The following is a 23,122-nucleotide window of genomic DNA, read 5'->3' on the forward strand; positions in this document are numbered from 1 at the left end:
TCACTCCCCGCGCCCGTCAGGCCCCGGAACCCCCGTCCCGGGGCCGTCGGCCCCTTGTCGCTCGAGCACGAACGGAGCTCCATGAGTTCGGACACCACCACGGCGCCGGACGCCGACGCGACCGCCCTCATCGAGGCGCTCGGATCGAGGATGGCGGGCGACCTGGAGTCGCTGACTCGTCAGCTCCGCGAGCACCTGGCCGAGCGCATCCTGCCGCTGCAGGGCGACGAGCAGCTGCTGCAGCTGCTCGGTGCGAGCGTGGAGTCCAACCTCGAGAGCCTCGTCCACCTCCTGCGCTACGACCTCCCGGTCGCGGATTCGCACGCGCCGGCGGCGGCCCGCGCCTACGCCCGGCGCCTCGCGCAGCGTGGCATCGGCGTCACGGCGCTGATCCGCGCGTACCGACTCGGCCAGGAGCTCATGACGGGATGGGCCTTCGAGCAGCTCGCGGCGATGGCCTCCGACCCGGTCGTGGCGCTGCGGGCGGAGCGGCTGTTCTCCGAGCTCACCTTCCGCTTCATCGACTCGATCTCCGAGCAGGTCGTCGGGGAGTACGAGACCGAGCGCGCGCGCCGTCAGGCCCAGCGCAACACCATGCGGGTCGCCATGGTCGAGGAGCTGGTCGCCGGCCGGACGATCGACGTGGCGACGGCCGAGCAGGCGATCGGGCACCGGCTCCGCCAGCACCACCTCGCCGTCATCGCCTGGTGCGCCGAGGCGGACTCGCAGGCCAACCCTGTGGCCAGCCTCGAGCACGCGATCGACACCCTCGTCCGGGCCGTGGGTGCCTCGTCGACGCCCCTGGTCCTGCCCCGTGAGCGCACCATGGCGTGGGCGTGGCTGCCCCTGGGTCGCGGCCTGGAACCCGAGCTCGGTCAGGTCCTGCTCGAGCCGTCGCTGTCGGCGATCGGCGGCGGGGTCAGGCTCGCCGCCGGCCGGCCCGGCAGCGGAGCCGGCGGCTTTCGCACGAGTCACCTGGAGGCGTCACGAGCGCACCGCCTGGCCGTCGCCGCCGGCTCCCACGCCGCAGCCGTCACCTCGTTCCTCCGCTCGGACGTCAGGACCGCGACGATGCTCGCCCAGGACCTGGAGTCGACCCGGCAGCTCGTGGCCGGGACCCTGGGCCGGCTCTCGCACGACACCGACGGCGCTCGTCGCCTGCGGGAGACCCTGCAGGCGTTTCTCCACCACCGGGGCAGCTTCGTCGCGACCGGAGGGCACCTTCACCTCCACAAGAACACCGTGAAGTACCGGATCGACAAGGCGGTCGAGGAACTGGGCCACCCGATCGAGCAGGAACGACTCGAGCTGGAGATCGCCCTGGTGGCGGCGGACCAGCTGGGCCCGGTGGTCCTCCAGCAGACCTGACGGGACGGTCGCTCCTAGCGGACGACGATGCGGACCTCGACCTCGCGGTCGGCGTGCGGCACGAGGCCCGCGGTCCCGTCAGTCCCGACGAGCTGCTCCAGCACCTCGATCACGCGATCGGTGACGCCGCGGACCGTGCTGACGGTGACCGGGCCGAGGCCCTCGACCGTGTGCCGCACCCCCAGGTCGAGCGAGGCGACACCGCCGAGCACCTCGTCGGCGGCGACCTGTCGGGCGATGTCGGCCAAGGTCCGGCCGTCGGCCTCGATGCCCGAGATCGACAGGGTGTCGCCCGAGACCCGGATGACCGACCCGTCGAAGGTGTCGAGCGCGTGGACCAGACGGTCGGCCTGGGTCTTCGTGCTGATGTGCGTGCGCATCGGGTCCTCCGCCTCGTGGGTGTCGACCGCGGGGGTGCTGGTCGACACGGACGTACGACGGGCCGGCTCGGCCCGATGTTCCCGGGCGCACGTCGCGGGCGCCTGCTCTACCCTGAGCGCGTGAGCCTCCACGACCACACCAGGACCGTCTGATGGCCGGCGGGATCGTCGCCCTGCTCGACGACGTCGCTGCCCTGGCGCGTCTCGCCGCCGCCTCGATCGACGACGTCGGCGCCGCAGCGGGCCGGGCCAGCGCGAAGGCTGCGGGCGTCGTGGTCGACGACGCCGCCGTCACGCCGCGCTACGTCCAGGGCCTCAAGCCCGAGCGCGAGCTGGCGATCATCGGCAAGATCGCGCGCGGCTCGATCATCAACAAGCTCGTGTTCATCCTTCCGGCGGCGCTCCTGCTGAGCCAGTTCGCCCCGTGGCTGCTCACGCCGATCCTGATGCTCGGCGGCACCTACCTGTGCTTCGAGGGTGCCGAGAAGATCTGGGAGAAGGTGTCGGGGCACGGCCACGGCACCGACGAACCCGCCAGCATCTCCGGTCCCGAGCAGGAGAAGTCGGTCATCTCGGGCGCCGTGCGCACCGACTTCATCCTCTCGGCCGAGATCATGGTCATCTCCCTCAACGAGGTCACCGACGAGCCCTTCCTGAGCCGCGCCGCCATCCTCGTGATCGTGGCGCTCGGCATCACGGCGCTCGTCTACGGCGTCGTCGGCCTCATCGTCAAGATGGACGACATCGGCCTCGCCCTGACCGAGCGGGCCTCGACGATGGCGCAGACCGTCGGCCGCGGACTCGTGCGCGGCATGCCCATCGTGCTCGCCACCCTGGCCACGGTCGGCATCGCCGCGATGCTCTGGGTGGGTGGCCACATCCTCCTGGTCGGTGCCGACGACCTCGGCTGGCACGGGCCCTACGGCATCGTCCATGACCTCGAGGACGCGGTGCACGACGCCACGGCCGGGGCCGGTGCGGTGCTCGGCTGGCTGACCAACACGCTGGCCTCGGCGCTCGTGGGACTGGTCGTCGGGGCCGTGGTCGTCGCGGTGATGCACGTGGTCCCGCGCAAGACCGCGACCCACTGACTCCCCGACCCTCAGGCCACCCGGGTGAGGTGCGTCACCTGAGGCCCACGTGACTTGGGAGTAGTCGCACGAGGTTCCTACGCTCGTCCCGTGACCGCCGTCCAGGTTGACCCTTCCCCCACCGTCCCCGTGTCGATGGCGCGCTCGTGGCGCCTCGTCTCCGCCGCGTCCATCGGCGCCGCCGGGGCCGCGGAGCTGACCGCGGCCGACGTGACGCTGCTCGACCTGGAGGCCGGTTGCCCCGACGACCTCAAGTCCACGGGACGCGACGCGATCGCCCGCCACGCCGACGCAGTGGACGCCGACGCAGTGGACATGGGCGCAGTGGACACCGGCGCCGGGAGCGCCGTCTGGATCCGGCTCAACGGCGCGACCACGCGGGACTGGACCGACGACGTCGCCCTCGCGGCCGGACATCCCGGCATCACGGGCGTCATGCTGGCGATGACCGAGTCCGGCGACGAGGTCCGCGCGACGCTCGACGCTGTCGGCAAGCCGGTCGTCGCGATGGTCGAGACGGCCCGTGCCTTCGTGCACCTGGGTGAGATCGCGACCTCGGGCGCCGCCCGCATCGCCTTCGGCACCGGTGACTTCCGGCGCGATCTCGGCATCGGCAACGACCCGACCGCCCTGCTGCACGCGCGGTCGCAGCTGGTCCTCATGAGCCGGGGCCACGACCTCCCGCCACCGATCGACGGGCCCACCGTCGTCGACGACGCCGAGACGACCCGGGCCGACTCGGTGCACGCCCGCTCGCTCGGCATGACCGGGCGGCTGTGCCTCAGCCACACGCACACCATCGTGGTCAACGAGGTCTTCGCCCCCTCGTCCACCGACGTCCACGCCGCCCGCGCGCTCTTGGCAGCGCCGCCGGAGGGCTACGCCGGCGCGGTCGCACCCCGCCTCGCGCACGCCCGCCAGGTGCTGCACCGTGCCGGCGTGTTCGGCGTCGACTGCTGAGAGTTGCCGGGCGCCCGAAGCCGACCTAACGTCGGGAGCGGGTGAATCGATGGAGCGACCGATGGAGGACCGGCCGGAGCCGGAGCAGAAGTCGGAGGACGAGTCCGTCCTCGAGCGGCGACGCCGGCCTGAGGACACCGCCGTCTGGGTCGACCTGCAGATCCGGGCCGCGATGGCTCGGGGCGAGTTCGACGACCTGCCCTACGCGGGCAAGCCCCTGCCCGCGCACCTCACGTCGACCGACGACCCCGACTGGTGGCTCAAGGGCCTGATCGAGCGCGAACGGATCACCGGGGTGCTGCCCGAGGCGCTCCAGCTGCGCAAGGACGACACCGAGCTCGACGCGCGCCTGGACCGCATCGCCCGGTCGAACGACGTGCGCGAGGCCGTCACGGAGTTCAACCGACGCATCGTGGAGGCCCGGCGCCAGCTGGCCGGCGGACCTCCCGTGATCACGCCACTGCGTGACGTCGAGGCCGAGGTGGCGGCCTGGTTCGCGCGCCGGAAGGAGCGCAGCGCCCGGGCCGTGCGGAACGCGCCGCCACCCCCCGAACGACGTCGCTGGTTCAGGCGGCGCTAGCTCGCCGCCGGCTCCTACTCGAACGGCGTCGTGTCACCCGCACCCGCGCGCACGATCTCCGCCACGTCGTCGAGGAAGTCGATCACGGTCGTGGGCGACGGCGAGACCTCGCCGGAGTCGACCACGGCCTCGACGTCGTGGTCGAGCGTCTCCTTGATGGTCCATGCATCGACCATGGCCTCGGTCTCGCCCGGCAGGATCAGCGTGCTCGTCAGGATCGGCTCGCCGAGGGTCGCGACGATGGCCTGGGTCACGGCGTGGTCGGGGATGCGCGCCCCGACGGTCTTCTTCTTCGGGTGCAGCAGCCGCTTCGGCACCTCACGGGTCGCCGGGAGGATGAACGTGTACGGACCGGGCGTCGCCGACTTGATGGCGCGGAACACCGCGTTGTCGACGTGCACGAACTGACCGAGCTGCGAGAAGTCGTGGCAGATCAGCGTGAAGTGGTGCTTGTCGTCGAGCTGGCGGATCGACCGGATCCGGTCGAGCGCACCGGCGTTGCCGATCTGGGCACCGAGGGCGTAGCCGGAGTCGGTCGGGAACGCGAGCAGCCCGCCCTGGCGGATCAGGTCGACGGCCTGGTCGACCGCGCGCTGCTGCGGGTTCTCGGGGTGGATGTCGATGAAGCGAGCCATCCCCCGACCGTACGCGAACGGGCGTCATCGGGCGATGACGGAGAAGACGTTGCCGGAGGGGTCGGTGAACCACGCGATGTCGGGGCCGTAGCCCCGCATCACGCCGTGCTCGTCCTGCGGCGCCCCGTCGTAGCGCAGGAACTCCACCCCACGGGCAGCAAGCTCGGCGACGGCCTCCCCGACGTCGTCGACCGAGAAGCCGCTGAACGGCCAGTGGAAGGTGACCATGGACCCAATGTGACCCATGTCACTCGATTTCGTTTCGTGATGCGGACACCGCGTCGTCGGAATGGGTCGGCGCAGCGGCCGGTTCTACGCTGAACCCCAGTCGATCGTCGAAGAGGGAGTGTGTCGTGGCCGCAGCGAGCCTCACCCTGGCCGAGCGCCGTGAACGCCAGCAGCGCCACGACGCCGAGCGGACCGCCCACCTGGCCGAGCGCGAGCACCTCCTGTCGCCGCGACGCGACAACACCGAGCTCGAGGCCATCGCCCACGAGGCCGAGGCCCGCTTCGGCCCGCCGGAGACGACCTCCGCCGAGGTCCTCGCGTGGGTCGCCGAGACATTCGGCCTCCGCACCGCCGTCGCCTGCTCGATGGCCGACGCCGTGCTGCCCGCCGTCGTGGCCGAGCACATCGACTGGGTCGACACGCTCTTCCTCGACACCGGCTACCACTTCTCCGAGACGCTGGGCACGCGCGACGCCGTCGAGGCCTCGATGCGGCTCACGATCGTCGACGTGCTGCCACTGCAGACCGTTGCCGAGCAGGACGCCGAGCACGGCGCCGAGCTGCACCGCCGCGAGCCGGCCCTGTGCTGCCAGATGCGCAAGGTCGAGCCCCTCACCCGCACCCTCGCCGGCTACGAGGCGTGGATCACGGGCGTGCGCCGCGACGAGGGGCCCACCCGCGCCGACACGCCGTGGGTCACGTGGGACGCCAAGAACGGCCTGGTCAAGATCAACGCGCTCGCGTCGTGGACGTTCGACGAGGTGCTCGACTACGCCCGCGACCACGACATCATCGTCAACCCGCTCGTGAACGACGGCTACCCGTCGATCGGGTGCGCGCCGTGCACCCGACGCGTCGCGCCGGGCGAGGACCCCCGCGCCGGCCGCTGGGCGGGATTCGACAAGACCGAGTGCGGCCTGCACACGTGAGCACCAGCCCTTCGACCTCCAACCCTTCGACACCGCAAGGAACCATGACGACCGTCGAACCCCGACGACTCAGCCACCTCGAGTGGCTGGAGTCCGAGTCGATCCACATCATCCGCGAGGTGGTCGCCGAGTTCGAGCGGCCCGTGCTGCTGTTCTCCGGCGGCAAGGACTCGGTCGTGATGCTGCACCTGGCCGTCAAGGCCTTCTGGCCTACTCCCGTGCCGTTCCCCGTGCTCCACGTCGACACCGGCCACAACTTCCCCGAGGTGCTGGCCTACCGCGACGCCACGGTCGAGCGTCTCGGCCTGCGTCTCGAGGTCGCCAGCGTGCAGGACTACATCGACGACGGTCGCCTCCGCGAGCGCGCCGACGGCACCCGCAACCCCCTGCAGACGCAACCCCTGCTCGACGCCATCGAGGGGCACAAATTCGACGCGGTGTTCGGCGGCGGACGTCGCGACGAGGAGAAGGCCCGGGCCAAGGAGCGCATCTTCAGCCTCCGCGACGAGTTCGGCCAGTGGGACCCGCGCAACCAGCGGCCGGAGCTGTGGAACCTCTACAACGGTCGCCACACCCCGGGTCAGCACGTGCGGGTCTTCCCGCTCAGCAACTGGACCGAGCTCGACGTCTGGCAGTACATCGGTCACGAGAAGATCGAGCTTCCTCCGCTGTACTACGCGCACGAGCGCGAGGTGTTCGAGCGCGACGGCATGCTGCTGTCGGTCGGCGAGTTCGCCCAGCCCAAGGACGGCGAGACCGTGCAGACGCGCACCGTCCGCTACCGCACGGTCGGCGACATGTCGTGCACCGGTGCCGTCGACAGCCCCGCCCTCACCGTGGAGGACGTCATCGCCGAGGTCGCCGCGACCCGCGTCACCGAGCGTGGCGCCACGCGCGCCGACGACCGCATGTCGGAAGCCGCCATGGAAGACCGCAAGAAGGAGGGGTACTTCTGATGGGCACGCTTCTTCGTCTTGCCACTGCAGGCTCCGTCGACGATGGCAAGTCCACCCTGGTGGGCCGGCTGCTCTACGACTCCAAGTCGGTCCTGGCCGACCAGTTCGATGCCGTCGAGCGCGTCAGCCGTGACCGCGGCCTCGAGCAGGCCGACCTCGCCCTGCTGACGGACGGCCTGCGCTCGGAGCGCGAGCAGGGCATCACGATCGACGTCGCCTACCGCTACTTCGCCACGGCCGAACGGTCGTTCATCCTGGCCGACTGCCCCGGTCACGTGCAGTACACGCGCAACACCGTCACGGGCGCCAGCACGGCCGACGTGGTCGTGCTGCTGGTCGATGCTCGCAAGGGCATCCAGGAGCAGACCCGTCGTCACCTCGCCGTCTCGTCGCTGCTGCGGGTCCCGCACGTCGTGGTGGTCGTCAACAAGATCGATCTCGTCGACTACGACCAGGCCACGTTCGACGCGGTCTCGGCCGAGGTCAACGCCTCCGCCACCGCTCTGGGACTCAGCGACGTCATCACGGTTCCGGTCTCCGCGCTGGCCGGCGACAACGTCGTCACGCGCTCCGAGCGGACGCCGTGGTACGACGGCCCGAGCCTCCTCGAGGTCCTCGAACAGCTCTCCCCCGCGGGCGAGCCGCAGTCCGAGCCGCTGCGCTTCCCGGTGCAGCTCGTGATCCGACCGCAGCAGGCGGCCGGCGAACGCTTCCGCGACTACCGCGGCTACGCGGGCCAGATCGCCTCGGGGCTCGTCCGGGTCGGTGACGCCGTCACTGTGCTGCCGAGCGGTCGCACGAGCACCGTCGCCGGCATCGACACCGCCGATGGCGAGCTGCTCGAGGCGTACGCGCCCCAGTCGGTCACGCTCCGCCTCGACGACGACGTCGACATCGCCCGGGGCGACCTCATCGTCACCTCGCGCAGCGTCCCGACGCCCACGCAGGACGTCGACGGCACCGTGGCCTGGCTGTCGGACCGCGAGCTGCGCGCCGGCGCCAAGGTGCTGCTGAAGCACGGCACCCGCACCGTCCAGGCCATCGTCAAGCAGGTCGGCGGTCGCCTCGACCTCGATGCAGCGCGGCTCCAGCCGGCCGACACGCTCGGACTCAACGACATCGGCCACGTGACGCTGCGCCTCGCCTCCCCCATCGCGGCCGAGGAGTACCTGCACTCACGCGCCGCTGGAGCCTTCCTGCTGATCGACGCGCACGACGGCGCGACGCTCGCCGCGGGCATGGTGGGCGACGCCCTGCTGGCGACGGCCGCGGTCTGACCCGGGCATGGCACCTGGTCCCTCCGGCAGTCTTCCACTGACCCTGCGCCTGGCTGGCCGCCGGGTGCTCGTGGTCGGCGGCGGACACGTCGCGACGCGGCGCACTCACGCGCTGGTCGACGCCGGCGCCGAGGTTGTCGTGGTCTCGCCCGCGGTCAGCGCCCGCATCGGCGAGCTCGCCGACCTCGGGGTCGTGACCTGGCATCGGCGCGGCTACGAGTCCGCCGACCTCGACGGGGCCTGGCTCGTGCAGACCGCGACCGACTCCCCCGTCGACCACACCGTCGCCGCGGACGCCGAGGAGCGGCGCATCTGGTGCCTCAAGGGCGGTGATCCCGACGCCGCCACGGCCTGGGTCCCGGCCGTCGCGGAGATCGACGACATCACGATCGCGGTCAGCGGAGGTGGCGACGCCCGGCGCGCGTCCCAGCTGCGCGACGCCGTCGCCGCTGCGCTCCAGGGCGGTGAGCTCCCCCTGCGTCACCGCACGCACCACCCAGGCGGGTCGGTGGCCCTCGTCGGCGGGGGCCCGGGCGACCCGGGTCTGCTGACCTCGCGCGGGCGACGCCTCCTGGCCGAGGCCGACGTGGTCGTGGTCGACCGTCTCGGCCCCGTGCAGCTGCTCGACGAGCTCTCCCCCGACGTCAAGGTCATCGACGTCGGCAAGCGTCCCGACCACCATCCGGTGCCCCAGGACGAGATCAACCAGATCCTGGTCGACCAGGCTCGCGCCGGCAAGGTCGTCGTGCGCCTCAAGGGCGGCGACCCCTACGTCCTCGGCCGCGGCGGCGAGGAGCGGCTCGCGTGCGAGGCGGCGGGCATCCCGGTCGAGGTCGTGCCCGGGGTCACCAGCGCGATCTCGGTCCCGGCGGCCGCGGGCATCCCGGTGACCCACCGCGGTGTCGCGACGGGCTTCACGGTCCTGACCGGGCACGAGGAGCTGGGCCACCTGCCCCTCGGCGGCCACCACACGATCGTGATGCTGATGGGGGTGCGACGGCTCGCCACGACGGCGGCCGAGCTCGTGGCCGCCGGTCACGACCCGGCGACCCCCGTCGCGGTGGTCGAGCGCGGGTCCCTCCCCGACCAGCGGGTCACGGTCGGCACGCTGGCCTCGATCGCCGATCGTGCCGCTGCAGTCGGGGCGCGAGCCCCGGCCGTGACCGTCATCGGAGACGTCGTTCGCCTCTGCCCCGCCTGGACCGACTGACCCACCCGGCCGCGGTTCAGGCCCTGACCCGGCGGACCCACCAGAGTCCGACGAACGGCAGGACGAGCGGGATGAAGCCGTAGCCGGCGCCGAAGTCGCTCCACACCGTGGCGTCCGGGAAGAGCTCGGCGTCGACCAGCGTCAGGAGCCCGACCCCGAGCACACCGGCCAGCTCGAAGCCGATCGTCGCGACCGCCAGCGTCCGACGGTCGGTCGCGAGCGCGTAGGTGGCCACGAGGTACACGACACCGGCCAGGGCCGACAGCGCGTACGCGACGGGAGCCTCCGAGGCCTTCGAGCTGAGCTGGTAGACCGATCGTGCCGTCGCGGCCAGGGCGAACACGGCGTAGACGGCCACCAAGGCGCGGCCGAAGCCGGTCGAGGTGGATCGGGAGGGGCGGGCCTCAGACATACGCGCCCTGCCAGATCCCCAGGATCCGCACGACGAGGACGGCGACGGTCAGCATCGCCACGAGCACGACACCGGTGCCCCATCGGGACTTCTCGGCGACCCCCCACAGGACGGCCGCCGGCGGGATCACGAGCACCGTCACGAGGTAGGAGATGAACAATACGCCGTCGACGTCACGATCGGTGCGCGACAGCGCCACGGAGCCCCCGACCAGGAGCGCCAGCAGGACCAGCTCCAGCACGATCACGACGTAGAACAGACCGTTCGAGAAGGCCGCGTCGCGCCACATCAGCCACCCGGCGTACACCGCTGCGACCAGCGCGAGGCCGGCCACCGCGTACGCGACGGGATCGTTCACATGGTTCCTCTCCGGCGAATCTCCGCCACGGAGTCTGTCACAAAGCCATTCCAGGTCGACACGCGACGGAACATGAAGTGCCCTGCCCCCGGCAGCGAGGTCCACTCGATGCTCGCGGCGATCGATCGCGCCTGCTCGGCCCAGACCTTGCTCAGCGGTGCGGAGGTCCAGCGGTCACGGGTGCCGTGCAGGATCCGGACGTCCCGGCCGGCCACCCCCGCGATCGGCTCGCCCTCCGGGAGCCACGGCGCCAGCGCCACCACACCGATGACTCCCTTCTCGTCCGCGACGCGGCAAGCGGTGCGTCCGCCCATCGAGTGCCCGACCAGCACGATCGGGAGACCCGGGTGGGCGTCCCGCAGCTCGGCCAGGGCCGCGCGGGCGTCGCCGACGGGCGACGGCGCGGCCGGGTCGTTCCACCCTCGGGCGCCGAAGCGGATCACGTAGGAGAGCGCCGTGTCGTCGAACGCGCCGACGCGCTTCGCCATGGCGTTGACCCGCCACCAGCTGGCGTGCTTCTTCTCGACCGGCTCGAGGTTGTCCTGCTGCCCGCCGTGCAGAAACAGAACGACGCATCCCGCATCAGGCGTATCGTGGACTCGCTCAAGGACATAGGTCACGAGCGTCATCGTCACATGCGCCAGCAGCCGCTGCAGGCCGTCAGGGCGTGATTGGTGACACCGCGAAATGCCACCCATCCAAGGCGTGAGCGGCAGCGAATTTACTATGAAACCCCCAGAGAGGCACCTCATGGCCACATCACCAGCGTCGCGACCGGGCGACAGCCGACCGCTGAGCGCGGTCGGCTCCGACTCGGCTCCGGACCTCGACGACCTGTTGGTGCGCACCGCCCGCGGTGACGACCAAGCCTTCGCCGCTCTGTACGACGCGCTCGGTGCCTCCGTGCTCGGACTGGCCCGGCGCCTCGTCCGCAACCCGGCCCGCGCCGAGGAAGTCACGCAGGAGGTCTTCCTCCAGGTGTGGCGTACCGCGACCCGCTTCGACCCCGACCGAGGTCGGGCGAAGACGTGGGTCCTGGTCCTGGCGCACCGCCGGGCCGTCGACGCCATCCGGCACGACCAGGCGGCCTCCGACCGTGAGGACGCCTACGAGTGGGTCGGTTCCGACCATGACGTGGTCTCCGAGGAGGTCATCGTCAACATCGAGCACCAGCAGGTGCGTCGCTGCATGGACGGCCTGACCGAGCTGCAGCGCGAGGCCGTCAACCTCGCGTACTACGGGGGTTACACCTATCCCGAGGTCGCCGAGATGCTCGATGCGAACCTCGCCACCGTCAAGACCCGAATGCGCGACGGACTCATCCGCCTGCGCGACTGCATGGGAGTCGCAGCATGACCGTCGAACTACACTCACTCATTGGCCCGTACGCGCTCGGAGCGCTGGACGAGGACGAACGGGACGACTTCGAGTCCCACCTCGACAGCTGCCCCACCTGCGCGGAGGAGCTCGACGGATTCATCGCCACGAGCATCCGCCTGGGCGAGGCCGTGGCGGCCGAGCCGCCGGCTGAGTTGCGCGCCCACATCCTGGCCGCAGCCAGCAAGACTTCGCAGGAGCGGCCCACGGTCGTGGCCCTGCGACCCCGGTCCCTGCGCAAGCGCATTCCCGGGCTCATCGCGGCGGCTGCTGTCGTCGTGGCCGCCGCAGGAGTGACGGCCTACGTCAGCGAGCACCAGCAGGTGCAGGACGTCCGCGCCGAGCAGTCCAACGTCGAGCGGGTCATGACCGCGGGAGACGCGGTCACGAGCGAGAGCCAGCTGGGCTCGGCCTCGATGACGCTCACCCACTCGCCCTCCGAGGACGCGCTGGTGCTCGCGGTCAAGAAGCTCCCGGCCCTCAACGACCAGACCTACCAGCTCTGGACCGTCCGCGATGGCGTCACGAGCTCGGCAGGCCTGATCGACAGCAGCGACCTGGTGTACGTCGGCCAGGTCGACGGGGTCGAGCAGCTCGCGCTGACGGTCGAACCGGCCGGCGGCTCGGAGCGACCGACGTCGCTGCCGTTGGCGACCATGCAGCTCTGACCGGATCGGGACCCGTCATGATGGTCGGATGCAGAATCCGATCGTCCTGATCAACCCCGCCATGGCCGTCGGCTCGCGCTACTACGAGCCGCTGGTCAGGTCCTTCGAGGCGCGCGGGTGGGAGGCCCTGGCCCTGCGACGTCGCGGCTTCGAGGACGACCTGCCCACGGCATCTCGCCGCACCGACTGGTCGTACGCCGACGAGATCGCCGACCTGGACGACGCGATCGCCGCGGCACGCGCCGGGGCTCCCGATCGCCCCGTCATCGTCCTGGGCCACAGCCTCGGTGGCCAGATCGCTGCCGGGCAGTGCATCGGCGCCGACGTCGAGGGCCAGGGTCCCGATGCCATCGTGGGCATCGGCGCCTCCACCCCGTGGTTCCGCCGATACCCGCGCGCCGGCCTGCCGGTCCTCGCGGCCGGTGCCATGGCGTGGCCGCTGACCCTCGCGTTCGGCTACCTCCCGAAGCCGGCGTTCGGCGCACCGGGGGCGCGGACCCTGATGCGCGAGTGGGGCGCCTGGGCCGTGACGGGACGACCCCCCTTCCCCGTCCACCGCCGGATCGACGTGCCCACGCTCGTCGTCAAGCTCCAGGCCGACCCCTACGCGGTCTCCGCGGCCACGGACGACTACGTCGAGCGGTTCTGCGACCCCGCCCTCACGACGCGCTGGACCCTGACACGTGAGGCCGCCGGCCCCGACGGCACGACCGACCACGTGCGCTGGGTCCGCAGCCCCGCCGCCGTGGTCGACCGTGTCGTCGACTTCTGGGATCAGGCCTCCGCGAAGGCTTCCAGTGGCGGGCACGAGCAGGTCAGGTTCCGGTCGCCGTAGGCCTGGTCGATCCGGCCCACCGGCGGCCAGTACTTGTCGTCGGTGGAGCCCGAGGGGAACACGCCCGAGGCCACCGGGTAGGCGTGTGACCACTCGAGCAGCTGGCGCGCCGTGTGCGGAGCGTTGACCAGCGGGTTGTCGTCGGCATCCACCTCGCCGCTGGCCACCTGGTCGATCTCGGCCCGGATCGCGAGCATCGCGTCGCAGAAGCGGTCCAGCTCGGCGAGGTCCTCGGACTCGGTCGGCTCGATCATGAGCGTTCCCGCGACGGGGAAGCTCATGGTCGGGGCGTGGAATCCGTAGTCGATGAGCCGCTTGGCGACGTCGTCGATCGTGAGACCGGCCTGCTTCGTGATCTGGCGCAGGTCGAGGATGCACTCGTGGGCCACGAGCTCGTGGTCACCGGAGTACAGCACCGGGTACGCCTCGCCGAGGCGCTTGGCGACGTAGTTGGCTGCCAGGACCGCCACCGAGGTGGCCTGGGTGAGGCCGTCGGCGCCCATCAGGGCGATGTACGCGAACGGGATCGGCAGGATGCCCGCGGAGCCGTACGGCGCCGCGCTGATCGGGCCGAGACCCTCACGGCGGGAGACATCGGGGTGCAGGGGATGCGTCGGCAGGAACGGTGCGAGGTGCTCCCCCACCGCGACGGGGCCCACGCCCGGTCCGCCGCCACCGTGCGGGATGCAGAACGTCTTGTGCAGGTTCAGGTGCGACACGTCGCCGCCGAACTCGCCCGGGCGGGCGTGCCCGACCAGCGCGTTGAGGTTGGCGCCGTCGACGTACACCTGACCACCGTGCTGGTGGACGATGTCGCACAGCTCGGTGATGCCGTGCTCGTACACCCCGTGCGTCGACGGGTAGGTGACCATGATCGCGGCGAGATCGGAGGCGTGGGCCTCGCACTTGGCCCGCAGGTCGACCAGGTCGACCTCCCCCTCGTCGGTCGAGGACACCACGACGACCTTCATGCCGGCCATCACGGCGGAGGCCGCGTTCGTGCCGTGTGCCGAGCTGGGGATCAGGCAGACCGTGCGCGCCTCGTCGCCCCGGCTGCGGTGGTAGGCGCGGATCGCCAGCAACCCGGCGAGCTCGCCCTGGGAACCAGCGTTCGGCTGGATGGAGACCCGGGCGTAGCCCGTGAGATCGGCGAGCCAGCCCTCGAGCAGGTCGATGAGCTCGATGAAGCCCACGGCGTCCTCGGCCGGCACGAACGGGTGCAGCTCGGCGAAGCCCGGGTAGCTGATGGGCTCCATCTCGGCCGTGGCGTTGAGCTTCATGGTGCAGGAGCCGAGCGGGATCATGCCGCGATCGAGCGCGTAGTCACGGTCGCTGAGCTTCTTGAGGTAGCGCAGCATCTGCGTCTCGCTGCGGTGCTCGGAGAAGACCGGGTGCGTGAGGATCTGGTCGGTGCGCAGGAGTCCGGTCGGAAGCGCCGACCCGGGAGTTCCGGCCTGCGGATCGACGCCGAACGCCTGGAGCACGGCGATGACGTGCTCGGAGGTCGTGGCCTCCGACGCGCTGACGCCGACCAGGTCGGGGTCCAGCTGGCGCAGGTGCACCCCGGCGGCGCGGGCCGCGGCCACCACCTCGGCCGCGCGACCCGGCACCTCGACCGTGAGCGTGTCGAAGAAGGCGTCCGACGTGAGGGTGAGCCCGCCCTCACGAAGGCCCCCGGCGATCGTGGCGGCGTGGGCGTGGGTCCGGGCCGCGATCTCCCGCAGGCCCTCGGCCCCGTGGTACACCGCGTACATCGACGCCGTGACCGCGAGCAGCACCTGAGCCGTGCAGATGTTCGAGGTCGCCTTCTCGCGACGGATGTGCTGCTCGCGCGTCTGCAGCGCCAGGCGGTAGGCAGGACGACCGGCGGCATCGATCGACACGCCGACGAGGCGGCCGGGCAGGTGCCGCTCGAGACCGGCTCGGACGGCCATGAAACCGGCGTGCGGGCCGCCGTAGAACATCGGGACGCCGAAGCGCTGGGCCGAGCCGACCGCGACGTCGGCGCCCATCGAGCCGGGCGAGGCGAGGAGCACCAGGGCGAGCGGGTCGGTCACGACGACCGCGAGACCGTTCGCGGCGTGGGTCGCCTCGATCACGGCCCGGGGATCGACGATGGCTCCGTCGCTGCGGGGGTACGCGATGATGGCGCCCGCGCAGTCGTCGACCGGCAGGCCCTGGGCGAGGTCGGCGTGCACGAGCTCGATGCCCATCGCCTCGGCCCGGGTCGCGATGACCGCGATCGTCTGGGGGTGCAGACCCGAGTCCACCACGACGGGTGCGGTGTCGCGTCCGCGGACCGCGCGACGCACGAGCGTCATGGCCTCAGCCGCCGCGGTGCCCTCGTCGAGCAGGGAGGAGTTGGCGGTCGGCAGGCCCGTGAGGTCACCGACGAGCGTCTGGTAGTTCAGCAGGGCCTCCAGCCGGCCCTGGGAGATCTCCGGCTGGTACGGCGTGTAGGCCGTGTACCAGGAGGGGTCCTCGAGCACGTTGCGGCGGATGACCGGCGGCGTGAGGGTCGGGTGGTAGCCGACGCCGATCATTGCCACACCCGGGTTGTTGCGCTCTGATAGCGCCCGCAGGCGGTCGAGCACCTCGTGCTCGCTCTGGCCCACCGCGGAGACCTCGGTGGCCTGCTGGGTGCGGATGCCCGCCGGCACGGCCGCCGCCATCAGGGCGTCGAGCGAGTCGAAGCCGACCCGTTCCACCATCGCGGCGATGTCGGAGGGGCGGGGGCCGATGTGGCGATCGACGAACGAGGTCACGTGACGCTCCAGAGGGGTCAGTACAGAGGGGTCGAGGGGTGCTCCCCTCCCCTTCTGTCGGCGGACCTCCAGAATCGCTTCGTCCGCGTGGTCCTGGGTGCCTGAGAGGTTCCGGGGAGGAATTGCCCCTTCGGCGCTGCCCTGGGTGGGCCAGTCTCTCCCACACGGCGTCTACAGCCCGGTCAGCCTAGCAAGCGGCACCGACCCACGGCACGGAACGCGCGCGGCGTGCCTCACGCGACGGGGGTGGGAGCGGTTCAGGGCTGCCAGGCGGGGTCGCGGCCGATGAATCCCAGGAGCTGCTCCTGGACCGTGGCGTCGGCGGGCACGGGCACCGCGGGGCCGTACTGGCCGGAGGTGCGCAGCACGTCGTCGATGGGGCGCAGGCCTGCGAGCAGGTCGGCGCAGAAGTCGGCGTCGAGGGAGTCGTCCTGCCCGGTGGCACGGGCGAGGTCCCACGTGTGCATGAAGACGTCGGCGGTGTAGAACCGGTCGATCGCGGTGGCGAGCGGGTGCTCGCCCGCGTACGGATGCACGAAGACCCGGTCGGCGTCGGGAGCATCGAGCAGCTCCTGGACCTGTCCGACGTGATGGCTCCAGGCCGCCAACGGCTCATCGGCAACGGGCGGACCCGCAGCCAGGTCGACGCCACCCGCGGCGAGGAAGGCACCGGACCAGGTGATCAGGTGGTCGACGACGTCGACGGCCGTCCAGTCCGACACCGGGGTCGGGACGCTCCAGTCGGTCACGCCCTCGATCCGGTGCGTCATGGCGCCGGCGAAACGGCGGTGCCGGTCGGCCGCGCCGTCCATCGAGAGAGTCAGCTGGCGCCGCGCGCGCGGCGACGGGCGGAGAGCTCGTCGGTCAGGACCGTCTCGTCGACGGTCTGCTCGCTGGGCAGCTCGTGGAGGGAGCCCTCGATCTCCTTCCAGACACCACCGATGGCGATGCCGAAGACGCCCTGGCCACCGCGCAGGAGGTCGATGACCTCGTCGGCGGAACGGCACTCGTACACGCTGGCGCCGTCGCTCATCAACGTGACCTGGGTCAGGTCGTCGGTGCCCCGCTGACGCAGGTGGTCGATCGCGGTCCGGATCTGCTGGAGCGAGACCCCGGCGTCGAGCAGCCGCTTGATGATCTTGAGCAGCAGGATGTCGCGGAAGGAGTACAGGCGCTGGGTGCCCGACCCGGTGGCCGACCGCACGGAGGGCTCCACGAGCTTGGTGCGCGCCCAGTAGTCGAGCTGGCGGTACGTGATGCCGGCGGCCGAGCAGGCGGTGGGGCCCCGGTAGCCGGTGCCGCCGGGGACGGGCGCCAGGTCGTCGTCGAACAGCAGACCTTGGTCGCCGGCTGCGGCAGCAGCAGCGTCGTCGCGCCCCGAGGTGTCAGGTGCAGCGTCGCGGGGTTCGATCATGGCACGGCCCTTCAATGGCGTCGGTACGACGAAGACTACCCCGGACGAATTGCACCGGGGTCATTTCGACAGCACCCTCAAGTTAAAGGTGAGGGTTAGGGTGGTCAAGCACCGCTGCGGCGTGTCGGCGACCGAACCACGCGCCGAAGCCCGGATCGCACCGTGGGCTACCCGAAGTCCTCCGGCTCGACGTCGTCGAGGAACTCCCGGAAGCGCTCGACCTCCGCCTCCTCGTCGGACTCCGGCACGAGCCCCGCCGCGTCCAGGACGTCCTCGGCCACGAGCACCGTGGCCCCCGCCCGGAGGGCGAGGGCGATGCCGTCCGACGGACGCGCCTCCACGACGGCACCGGACTCGAAGTGCAGCTCGGCGTAGAAGATCCCGTCGCGGACGTCGACGATCTCGACCCGTTGGAGGTCGTCGCCCAGTGCCTCGACCACGGTCGCCATCAGCTCGTGGGTGAGGGGCCGGGCGGTGGGCGTTCCCTGGAGGGCGAACGCGATGGCCGACGCCTCGACCGCACCGATCCAGATCGGCACGACGCGGGCACCACCGACCTCGCGCAGCAGCACGAGCGGCTGGTTGGCGGGCATGTCGACCCGGACCCCGACGATCTCGACCTCACGCACCGTCGTCACCTCTGCAGGAGGGACCGGAGCACCAGCGTGTGCAGGCGGATGGACCCCGCCGCCAGGGCGGCCGCCGTGGCCTCGGCGTCGTCGCCGGATCGCGGCCCGACGACCTGGTCGACGAGGTCGGCCTCACGCTGGGCGGCCGACCGGACCTGGCGCAGGTGCCTCGGCTCGACACCCAGGCGCGCGAGCTCGGCGACCGCACTCGCGATCGCGAGGTCGTCGCCGTCGTAGTACTTCTGCCGGGCGCGACGCACGATGAGCCCGTGCGCCTCCATCTCGTCGAGCAGCTCTTCGTCGATGGCGGCCTGCTCGAGCAGGTCGTCACGGGTGAGCCGCTCGCGGCTGGGGCGCTCGCTGAAGGTCTCGGCCGTGGGCAGGCCGTCCTCGGCCAGCGACAGGTGCCGGCCCGTCTGGTCGGTCGGGACCCGTCCGTTGTCCACGTCGTCGAGCACCTGGCGGATGTGGCTCAGCGGCCAGAACGCATCGCGCTGCTGCCGCAGGATGAACCGCAGCCGCTCGACGTCGTCGAAGCTGAACTTGCGGTAGCCCGACGGCGTGCGCTCGGGCTCGAGCAGGCCCTCGGACTCGAGGTAGCGGATCTTGGTGATCGTGAGGTCGGGGAACTCCGTCAGGAGCTCGTCCAGGACCTTGCCGATGCCGAGGCGCTCGAAGGAGGCAGCGCCACCCGTCATGCCGAGGCCGCCTCAAGCTCGCTCATGCCGAGCCCTGGATCAGCCACGGCCGCGCGCGGCGCTGCTGTCGAAGTACAGGAGGCGGAACTTGCCGAACTGCACCTCGTCGCCACCGGCGAGGGCGATGTCGCGCTCGATGCGGTCGCGGTTGACGTAGGTGCCGTTCAGGCTGCCCTTGTCGGACACGACGAAGGTGTCGCCGTCGCGACGGAAGGTGGCGTGACGACGCGAGACGCTGATGTCGTCGAGGAAGATGTCGCTGCCCGGGTGGCGACCCACCGTGACCTCGTCGGCGTCGAGGAGGAAGCGGGAACCCGCCTCGGGGCCGCGCTGCACGAGCAGCATCGACGAGCCACTGGGGAGCTTCTCGACCGTGGCGAGGTCGTCGGCCGACATCTCCTCGGTGTCGTGGTCGACGTAGGGGATGTGGGTCGTGTGCTCGACCGAGTCACGCGGGTCAGGCCCGCCGTCACGTGGCATCGTCATGTGCACTCCCTTCGTGCTGCGCAGCGCTCGCGCGGGGCGCGTGCGGTTCGATGGTCAACCTAACATCCGCAGGCGTCACCCTGAGGTGAGCGCGGCGTAGGCCTCAGGCGTCAGCAGGCCGTCGGTGGCGTCCTCGTCGACTCGCACTTTGAAGAGCCATCCCTCGCCGTACGGATCGGAGTTGATGACCTCCTCGCTGCCGTCGAGCGCCTCGTTGCGGGACACGACCTCGCCGGACACGGGGCTGAAAATGTCACTGACCGACTTGGTCGACTCCAGCTCACCGACCGTGGACCCGGACTCGACCGCGTCGCCGACCTGCGGCAGCTCGACGTAGACGATGTCGCCGAGCTGGTCCTGGGCGAAGTCGGTGATGCCGATCGTGACGACGTCGCCGTCGACGCGCACCCATTCGTGCTCTTCGCTGTAGTGCAGGTCCTCGGGGATCACGGGCGCTCCTTCAAGCAGTCCGAACAGGGTCGGTGGGTCGTGCGGAGGTCAGGAATCGCCCCGAGCGTACTCGGGGGTCACGACGTCAGCCAGGGCGGTGATCGTGATGCTGTCCACACGCTCGACCGAGAGTGTGCCACCTCGGGACTCGACTCGGTCGGCGATCCCGCCACGGAAGTCGATCGCCGGTGCCATCGTGGCCGGATCGCCGATCGCCTCGATGACGTAGGGCCCCTCGACCGCCCTGCCCGAGACCAGGACTCCCCCGGACTCGTCGTCGTCGGCGAACCAGGTCCGGGCGACGACCCGGGCGAAGCCGTTGATCACGATCGCCTCGGCGCCCGCGTCGCGGAGCTCCTGCACCGTGTCGAGCAGGAGCGAGGCGCCGATCGTGCCGTCGGGGTCGGACAACGTCAGCCGCACGCCCGGGCCGGTGGCCCCGACCGTCCCGGCCAGGATCGAGAGGTCGTCGAGTCGACGCTGCGCCTCCCGCTGGGCGGTCTGGGACGCGTCGGTGGAGGTCCTCAGGTCGTTGCGCGTGGCGGTCAGGTCCTCGATCTGGTCCGAGAGGCGCCCGTTCGTCGCATCGAGGGTCTTCAGCAGCTCGACGAGCTCGACGCTGCGCAGGTTCTGGTAGCCGTCGGCCTCGTCCTGACCCAGCTGGACCGTGACCGTGAAGGCCAGCAGGGCCAGCAGTGCCGCCGTGAGCAGCTGGCGCGAACGCTGGCGCACGACCGGAGGACGTTCCTCGCGCACCTCGCCCTCCGCGACGTCGTCCGCCCGGTCGACCTCCGGCTCGCCCTCGGGCTGCTCGTCGGGGTCACGCATGGAACACCCGGCGACGGATGGCCGCCGCGTTCGCGAAGATCCTGATGCCGAGCACCACGAGGACGCCCGTCGACAGCTGGGAGCCCACGCCCAGCTGGTCGCCGAGGAACACGATGAAGGCGGCGATCAGCACGTTCGAGACGAAGGACACGACGAAGACCCGGTCGTCGAAACGCCGCTCGCCGAGCGCGCGCAGGGCGCCCACCACGGCGTCGAGGGCCGCGACGATCGCGATCGGCAGGTAGGGCTGCAGGGCCACGGGCACCTCGGGCTGGAGCACCAGACCGACCGCGACGCCCACGGCGAGGCCGAGGATCGGGATCATGAGGTTCCTTCCTCGGCCGGCGCCGGGGTGGCGCGGGTGATGGTCGTGCGATGTCCAGGGGCTGCGGGCAGCACCTGATCGTCGGCATCGAGCACGTCGTACGTCAACTCGTCCTGGTTCTCGCGCCGCTCCCAGTATCCGTCCTCGCCGCTCGTCTCGAGGCGTTCGCGGATCGCGTCGCGGTCGCCGATGACCGAGAACACGTACGGTCCACCGATCGAGGTGAAGTTGATCGTGATCGCACCGCCGGCTGCCCGCAGCGACGTGAGGGCCCCCCAGCGCTGCCCGTTGATCGCGATCGCCTCGGCCCCGCCGATCCAGAGCTCGTTGACCAGGGCCCGCAGCTCTCCGTCGCCCAGGGCGACCCCGTCCGCGGGGTCGATCGTGATGCGCAGACCGTCGCCGCGGACCTCCGACGCACCCACGGCGACGTCGTCGGCGACCTCGGCGGGCGTCCTCTGCAGGTCTCCGCGCAGCGACGCGACCTCGGCCTCCAGCGCCGCGACCTGGAGCTGCAGGTCGCTCTGCTGGGCCTGGCCCTGCTGGATGTCGGCCAGCAGGGCCTCGCGGGTCTCGCTGCGCGACGGACGGTCCTGGTAGTACTGCACCGCGGTGATGGTCACCATCAAGGTGAAGAGCGTGAGCACGAGGGCCGTCGCCGCCGTGTTGAGTCCGCGCGATCGCGAGTAGCGGCCCGGCCGCACGACGTAGTAGTCGTCGTCGAGGGCGCGCTCGGCGATCTGGTCGAGCAGGCCCGTGGCCTCGCGGCTGTACGGGGTGCGCTCGGGCCTGGGGGTGCGGGTGCCGGGGGCACCCGACCGGTCGGGGCGCATCGGGTCAGCCCGGGTGGCGCTCGCCGCGCGCCGGACGGTCGTCCGGGGCCAGCCTTGCCGAGGTCGTCAGCAGGCGGCGGACCTGGAACGCGTAGAGGACACCGCCCCACCAGTACAGGCCGACGCCCCAGATGGCGAAGCCCCAGCCGAACACGTTGGCGAGGTCGGCGACCGTGCCCGCACCGTCACCGAGCAGCAGGAGCGGGAAGGCGTACAGCAGCCCGGCGGTGGCCGCCTTGCCCAGGAAGTGCACCGGCAGCGAGCTGAACCCGCGGGTGCGCAGGAACGGCACGAGGCTGAACAGGAACACGTCGCGCAGCGGGATGGCGACCACGAGCCACCACGGGATGATCTCCCGCAGACCGAGCCCGACGACGACGGCCAGGATGTACAACCGGTCGGCCACGGGATCGAGGATCGCCCCGATCTTCGAGGTCTGACCGAGGCTGCGGGCCAGCTTTCCGTCGAGGTAGTCGGTGATCCCGGAGACGATGAGCACGAGCAGGGCGAGCTCGTCCCACTCCGGTCCCAGGACGAGCCACAGGAACACGGGAACCAGCAGCAGCCGGACGAAGCTGAGGGCATTGGGCACCGTCAGCACGCGATCCTCGGTGTTCATCACCGGCAAGACTAGGCCATCGACCCGCGAACCCGGCGCCCTGCGCGTCGCGTCGCCGTTCCACATCGAGAGACACCGCAGGGCTCGTGCTGCACGGTTCGCGGTGAGTGCCAAGATGGAAGAGGAAGAACATCTCCACCCCATCGAACTAGGCGGGGCCTGACGGCCCCGACCCGAGGAGGACGCGTGGCTGACTACAGCTTGCCCGATCTGTCGTACGACTACGGTGCCCTGGATCCGCACATCTCCGGCAAGATCATGGAGCTGCACCACTCCAAGCACCACGCCACCTACGTGAAGGGCCTGAACACGGCCCTCGAGAAGCTCGAGGAGGCGCGCGACTCCGACAACTTCGGAGCGATCGCCGGCATCGAGAAGAACCTGGCGTTCAACCTGGGTGGTCACATCAACCACTCGATCTTCTGGAAGAACCTGTCCCCCGAGGGCGGCGACAAGCCCACCGGCGACCTCGCGGCCGCGCTCGACGAGAACTTCGGTTCCTTCGACAAGTTCCGCGCGCACTTCGAGCAGACCGCGCTCACGATCCAGGGGTCCGGCTGGGCCATCCTCGCGTGGGACTCCCTCGGCCAGAAGCTGCTCGTCGTGCAGCTCTACGACCAGCAGGCCAACATCCCGGCCACGCTGATCCCCATCACCCAGCTCGACATGTGGGAGCACGCGTTCTACCTCGACTACCTCAACGTCAAGGGCGACTACGTCAAGGCGTTCTGGAACATCGTCAACTGGGCCGACGCCCAGGAACGCTTCACCGCAGCCACCACCGGCGGCCAGATCATCTTCTGACCACCCC

At 71.0% G+C, this 23,122-nt stretch carries 29 protein-coding genes and 1 riboswitch; of the genes, 12 read left to right on the top strand and 17 right to left on the bottom strand.

Going from position 1 to position 23,122, the window contains the following annotated elements; all coding sequences use genetic code 11:
* Positions 1-81 precede the first annotated feature (81 nt).
* Complete coding sequence (locus V6S66_RS08105) at positions 82-1,368, top strand: PucR family transcriptional regulator (RefSeq protein WP_334206237.1); 1,287 nt, start codon at positions 82-84, stop codon at positions 1,366-1,368.
* Between the two features lie 14 nt (positions 1,369-1,382).
* On the opposite strand, the gene V6S66_RS08110 is transcribed toward V6S66_RS08105, so the two are convergent.
* Positions 1,383-1,796 carry a hypothetical protein gene (locus V6S66_RS08110; RefSeq protein WP_334206238.1) on the bottom strand — a complete coding sequence of 138 codons (414 nt, stop codon included), beginning with the start codon at positions 1,794-1,796 and terminating at the stop codon, positions 1,383-1,385.
* 104 nt (positions 1,797-1,900) lie between these two features.
* On the opposite strand from V6S66_RS08110, the gene V6S66_RS08115 reads away from it, so the two are divergent.
* The 3 genes from V6S66_RS08115 to V6S66_RS08125 all read left to right on the top strand — a co-directional run bounded on the left by V6S66_RS08115 (position 1,901) and on the right by V6S66_RS08125 (position 4,379).
* Entirely contained in the window at positions 1,901-2,839 is a 939-nt protein-coding gene (locus tag V6S66_RS08115; protein WP_334206239.1) for a DUF808 domain-containing protein, read from the top strand.
* 90 nt (positions 2,840-2,929) lie between these two features.
* Positions 2,930-3,799 (top strand): HpcH/HpaI aldolase/citrate lyase family protein, encoded by an 870-nt coding sequence (locus V6S66_RS08120; RefSeq protein WP_334206240.1) that lies wholly within the window; start codon positions 2,930-2,932, stop codon positions 3,797-3,799.
* 49 nt (positions 3,800-3,848) lie between these two features.
* Positions 3,849-4,379, top strand: a complete 531-nt coding sequence (locus tag V6S66_RS08125; protein WP_334206241.1) for a J-domain-containing protein — start codon at positions 3,849-3,851, stop codon at positions 4,377-4,379.
* Between the two features lie 14 nt (positions 4,380-4,393).
* On the opposite strand, the gene V6S66_RS08130 is transcribed toward V6S66_RS08125, so the two are convergent.
* Both V6S66_RS08130 and V6S66_RS08135 read right to left on the bottom strand, forming a co-directional pair.
* Complete coding sequence (locus V6S66_RS08130; RefSeq protein ID WP_334206242.1) at positions 4,394-5,014, bottom strand: L-threonylcarbamoyladenylate synthase; 621 nt, start codon at positions 5,012-5,014, stop codon at positions 4,394-4,396.
* A gap of 24 nt (positions 5,015-5,038) precedes the next feature.
* Positions 5,039-5,317 carry a VOC family protein gene (locus V6S66_RS08135; RefSeq protein WP_334207243.1) on the bottom strand — a complete coding sequence of 93 codons (279 nt, stop codon included), beginning with the start codon at positions 5,315-5,317 and terminating at the stop codon, positions 5,039-5,041.
* A gap of 50 nt (positions 5,318-5,367) precedes the next feature.
* Here V6S66_RS08135 and V6S66_RS08140 point away from each other — a divergent pair, with 50 nt between their 5' ends.
* The 4 genes from V6S66_RS08140 to cobA are packed head-to-tail and all read left to right on the top strand — an operon-like array spanning position 5,368 to position 9,614.
* Positions 5,368-6,171 carry a phosphoadenylyl-sulfate reductase gene (locus V6S66_RS08140; RefSeq protein WP_334206243.1) on the top strand — a complete coding sequence of 268 codons (804 nt, stop codon included), beginning with the start codon at positions 5,368-5,370 and terminating at the stop codon, positions 6,169-6,171.
* 44 nt (positions 6,172-6,215) lie between these two features.
* Positions 6,216-7,127 (top strand): sulfate adenylyltransferase subunit CysD, encoded by a 912-nt coding sequence (gene cysD, locus V6S66_RS08145; protein WP_334206244.1) that lies wholly within the window; start codon positions 6,216-6,218, stop codon positions 7,125-7,127.
* On the top strand, positions 7,127-8,404 hold the full coding sequence (locus tag V6S66_RS08150) for a sulfate adenylyltransferase subunit 1 (RefSeq protein WP_334206245.1): 1,278 nt from the start codon (positions 7,127-7,129) through the stop codon (positions 8,402-8,404). The genes cysD and V6S66_RS08150 overlap by 1 nt, the downstream gene beginning before the upstream one ends.
* A 7-nt stretch (positions 8,405-8,411) precedes the next feature.
* The gene (cobA, locus tag V6S66_RS08155; protein ID WP_334206246.1) at positions 8,412-9,614 is read left to right on the top strand and encodes a uroporphyrinogen-III C-methyltransferase; all 1,203 of its coding nucleotides are present in this window, start codon (positions 8,412-8,414) and stop codon (positions 9,612-9,614) included.
* 16 nt (positions 9,615-9,630) lie between these two features.
* Here the strand turns inward: cobA and V6S66_RS08160 are convergent, their stop codons facing one another.
* Genes V6S66_RS08160 through V6S66_RS08170 form a run of 3 tightly spaced genes read right to left on the bottom strand, consistent with a single transcriptional unit; the run spans position 9,631 to position 11,013 of the window.
* The gene (locus V6S66_RS08160) at positions 9,631-10,026 is read right to left on the bottom strand and encodes a hypothetical protein (RefSeq protein ID WP_334206247.1); all 396 of its coding nucleotides are present in this window, start codon (positions 10,024-10,026) and stop codon (positions 9,631-9,633) included.
* Positions 10,019-10,384 carry a hypothetical protein gene (locus V6S66_RS08165; RefSeq protein WP_334206248.1) on the bottom strand — a complete coding sequence of 122 codons (366 nt, stop codon included), beginning with the start codon at positions 10,382-10,384 and terminating at the stop codon, positions 10,019-10,021. The genes V6S66_RS08160 and V6S66_RS08165 overlap by 8 nt, the downstream gene beginning before the upstream one ends.
* Complete coding sequence (locus V6S66_RS08170; protein WP_334206249.1) at positions 10,381-11,013, bottom strand: alpha/beta fold hydrolase; 633 nt, start codon at positions 11,011-11,013, stop codon at positions 10,381-10,383. Before V6S66_RS08170 ends, V6S66_RS08165 begins: the two co-directional genes overlap by 4 nt.
* A 121-nt stretch (positions 11,014-11,134) precedes the next feature.
* On the opposite strand from V6S66_RS08170, the gene sigK reads away from it, so the two are divergent.
* The 3 genes from sigK to V6S66_RS08185 are packed head-to-tail and all read left to right on the top strand — an operon-like array spanning position 11,135 to position 13,264.
* Positions 11,135-11,740, top strand: coding sequence for an ECF RNA polymerase sigma factor SigK (gene sigK, locus V6S66_RS08175; protein ID WP_334206250.1), 606 nt, complete (start codon positions 11,135-11,137; stop codon positions 11,738-11,740).
* The gene (locus tag V6S66_RS08180) at positions 11,737-12,429 is read left to right on the top strand and encodes an anti-sigma factor (RefSeq protein WP_334206251.1); all 693 of its coding nucleotides are present in this window, start codon (positions 11,737-11,739) and stop codon (positions 12,427-12,429) included. The genes sigK and V6S66_RS08180 overlap by 4 nt, the downstream gene beginning before the upstream one ends.
* A 28-nt stretch (positions 12,430-12,457) precedes the next feature.
* The gene (locus V6S66_RS08185; protein ID WP_334206252.1) at positions 12,458-13,264 is read left to right on the top strand and encodes an alpha/beta fold hydrolase; all 807 of its coding nucleotides are present in this window, start codon (positions 12,458-12,460) and stop codon (positions 13,262-13,264) included.
* Here the strand turns inward: V6S66_RS08185 and gcvP are convergent.
* The 11 genes from gcvP to V6S66_RS08240 form a co-directional block, all read right to left on the bottom strand.
* Positions 13,204-16,029 carry an aminomethyl-transferring glycine dehydrogenase gene (gene gcvP, locus V6S66_RS08190; RefSeq protein WP_334206253.1) on the bottom strand — a complete coding sequence of 942 codons (2,826 nt, stop codon included), beginning with the start codon at positions 16,027-16,029 and terminating at the stop codon, positions 13,204-13,206. The genes V6S66_RS08185 and gcvP overlap by 61 nt on opposite strands.
* Before the next feature lie 78 nt (positions 16,030-16,107).
* Positions 16,108-16,202, bottom strand: a riboswitch (glycine riboswitch).
* Between the two features lie 84 nt (positions 16,203-16,286).
* Positions 16,287-16,841: a maleylpyruvate isomerase family mycothiol-dependent enzyme gene (locus tag V6S66_RS08195; protein ID WP_334206254.1), complete on the bottom strand. Its 555-nt coding sequence runs from the start codon at positions 16,839-16,841 to the stop codon at positions 16,287-16,289.
* Between the two features lie 8 nt (positions 16,842-16,849).
* Positions 16,850-17,443 (bottom strand): MerR family transcriptional regulator, encoded by a 594-nt coding sequence (locus tag V6S66_RS08200; RefSeq protein WP_334206255.1) that lies wholly within the window; start codon positions 17,441-17,443, stop codon positions 16,850-16,852.
* A gap of 167 nt (positions 17,444-17,610) precedes the next feature.
* The gene (locus tag V6S66_RS08205; RefSeq protein WP_334206256.1) at positions 17,611-18,072 is read right to left on the bottom strand and encodes a bifunctional nuclease family protein; all 462 of its coding nucleotides are present in this window, start codon (positions 18,070-18,072) and stop codon (positions 17,611-17,613) included.
* A 5-nt stretch (positions 18,073-18,077) separates the two neighbouring features.
* Entirely contained in the window at positions 18,078-18,770 is a 693-nt protein-coding gene (gene ftsR / locus V6S66_RS08210) for a transcriptional regulator FtsR (RefSeq protein ID WP_334206257.1), read from the bottom strand.
* A gap of 39 nt (positions 18,771-18,809) precedes the next feature.
* Positions 18,810-19,256: an FHA domain-containing protein gene (locus V6S66_RS08215; protein ID WP_334206258.1), complete on the bottom strand. Its 447-nt coding sequence runs from the start codon at positions 19,254-19,256 to the stop codon at positions 18,810-18,812.
* 75 nt (positions 19,257-19,331) lie between these two features.
* The gene (gcvH, locus tag V6S66_RS08220) at positions 19,332-19,706 is read right to left on the bottom strand and encodes a glycine cleavage system protein GcvH (protein ID WP_334206259.1); all 375 of its coding nucleotides are present in this window, start codon (positions 19,704-19,706) and stop codon (positions 19,332-19,334) included.
* Between the two features lie 48 nt (positions 19,707-19,754).
* Positions 19,755-20,534: a DUF881 domain-containing protein gene (locus V6S66_RS08225; protein WP_334206260.1), complete on the bottom strand. Its 780-nt coding sequence runs from the start codon at positions 20,532-20,534 to the stop codon at positions 19,755-19,757.
* Positions 20,527-20,859, bottom strand: coding sequence for a small basic family protein (locus V6S66_RS08230; RefSeq protein ID WP_334206261.1), 333 nt, complete (start codon positions 20,857-20,859; stop codon positions 20,527-20,529). The genes V6S66_RS08225 and V6S66_RS08230 overlap by 8 nt, the downstream gene beginning before the upstream one ends.
* Positions 20,856-21,692: a DUF881 domain-containing protein gene (locus tag V6S66_RS08235; RefSeq protein ID WP_334206262.1), complete on the bottom strand. Its 837-nt coding sequence runs from the start codon at positions 21,690-21,692 to the stop codon at positions 20,856-20,858. Before V6S66_RS08235 ends, V6S66_RS08230 begins: the two co-directional genes overlap by 4 nt.
* 4 nt (positions 21,693-21,696) lie before the next feature.
* Entirely contained in the window at positions 21,697-22,311 is a 615-nt protein-coding gene (locus V6S66_RS08240; RefSeq protein ID WP_334206263.1) for a CDP-alcohol phosphatidyltransferase family protein, read from the bottom strand.
* A 186-nt stretch (positions 22,312-22,497) separates the two neighbouring features.
* On the opposite strand from V6S66_RS08240, the gene V6S66_RS08245 reads away from it, so the two are divergent.
* A complete protein-coding gene (locus V6S66_RS08245; protein ID WP_334206264.1) occupies positions 22,498-23,115 on the top strand; it encodes a superoxide dismutase in 618 nt (205 codons plus the stop codon).
* Positions 23,116-23,122: the final 7 nt, after the last annotated feature.

The organism is Aeromicrobium sp. Sec7.5 (assembly GCF_036867135.1).
Classification (GTDB): Bacteria; Actinomycetota; Actinomycetes; order Propionibacteriales; family Nocardioidaceae; genus Aeromicrobium.

Bases quoted from the DNA above. Each gene is read 5' to 3' on its own strand.
- V6S66_RS08105 (WP_334206237.1), top strand. From the start codon at position 82: ATGAGTTCGGACACCACCACGGCGCCGGACGCCGACGCGACCGCCCTC.
- V6S66_RS08150 (WP_334206245.1), top strand. From the start codon at position 7,127: ATGGGCACGCTTCTTCGTCTTGCCACTGCAGGCTCCGTCGACGATGGC.
- V6S66_RS08230 (WP_334206261.1), bottom strand. From the start codon at position 20,859: ATGATCCCGATCCTCGGCCTCGCCGTGGGCGTCGCGGTCGGTCTGGTG.
- cysD (WP_334206244.1), top strand. From the start codon at position 6,216: ATGACGACCGTCGAACCCCGACGACTCAGCCACCTCGAGTGGCTGGAG.
- sigK (WP_334206250.1), top strand. From the start codon at position 11,135: ATGGCCACATCACCAGCGTCGCGACCGGGCGACAGCCGACCGCTGAGC.
- V6S66_RS08115 (WP_334206239.1), top strand. From the start codon at position 1,901: ATGGCCGGCGGGATCGTCGCCCTGCTCGACGACGTCGCTGCCCTGGCG.
- V6S66_RS08200 (WP_334206255.1), bottom strand. From the start codon at position 17,443: ATGATCGAACCCCGCGACGCTGCACCTGACACCTCGGGGCGCGACGAC.
- V6S66_RS08195 (WP_334206254.1), bottom strand. From the start codon at position 16,841: ATGGACGGCGCGGCCGACCGGCACCGCCGTTTCGCCGGCGCCATGACG.
- V6S66_RS08130 (WP_334206242.1), bottom strand. From the start codon at position 5,014: ATGGCTCGCTTCATCGACATCCACCCCGAGAACCCGCAGCAGCGCGCG.
- ftsR (WP_334206257.1), bottom strand. From the start codon at position 18,770: ATGACGGGTGGCGCTGCCTCCTTCGAGCGCCTCGGCATCGGCAAGGTC.
- V6S66_RS08125 (WP_334206241.1), top strand. From the start codon at position 3,849: ATGGAGCGACCGATGGAGGACCGGCCGGAGCCGGAGCAGAAGTCGGAG.
- V6S66_RS08215 (WP_334206258.1), bottom strand. From the start codon at position 19,256: ATGACGATGCCACGTGACGGCGGGCCTGACCCGCGTGACTCGGTCGAG.
- V6S66_RS08160 (WP_334206247.1), bottom strand. From the start codon at position 10,026: ATGTCTGAGGCCCGCCCCTCCCGATCCACCTCGACCGGCTTCGGCCGC.
- cobA (WP_334206246.1), top strand. From the start codon at position 8,412: ATGGCACCTGGTCCCTCCGGCAGTCTTCCACTGACCCTGCGCCTGGCT.
- V6S66_RS08185 (WP_334206252.1), top strand. From the start codon at position 12,458: ATGCAGAATCCGATCGTCCTGATCAACCCCGCCATGGCCGTCGGCTCG.
- V6S66_RS08180 (WP_334206251.1), top strand. From the start codon at position 11,737: ATGACCGTCGAACTACACTCACTCATTGGCCCGTACGCGCTCGGAGCG.
- V6S66_RS08225 (WP_334206260.1), bottom strand. From the start codon at position 20,534: ATGCGTGACCCCGACGAGCAGCCCGAGGGCGAGCCGGAGGTCGACCGG.
- V6S66_RS08240 (WP_334206263.1), bottom strand. From the start codon at position 22,311: ATGAACACCGAGGATCGCGTGCTGACGGTGCCCAATGCCCTCAGCTTC.
- V6S66_RS08170 (WP_334206249.1), bottom strand. From the start codon at position 11,013: ATGACGCTCGTGACCTATGTCCTTGAGCGAGTCCACGATACGCCTGAT.
- V6S66_RS08235 (WP_334206262.1), bottom strand. From the start codon at position 21,692: ATGCGCCCCGACCGGTCGGGTGCCCCCGGCACCCGCACCCCCAGGCCC.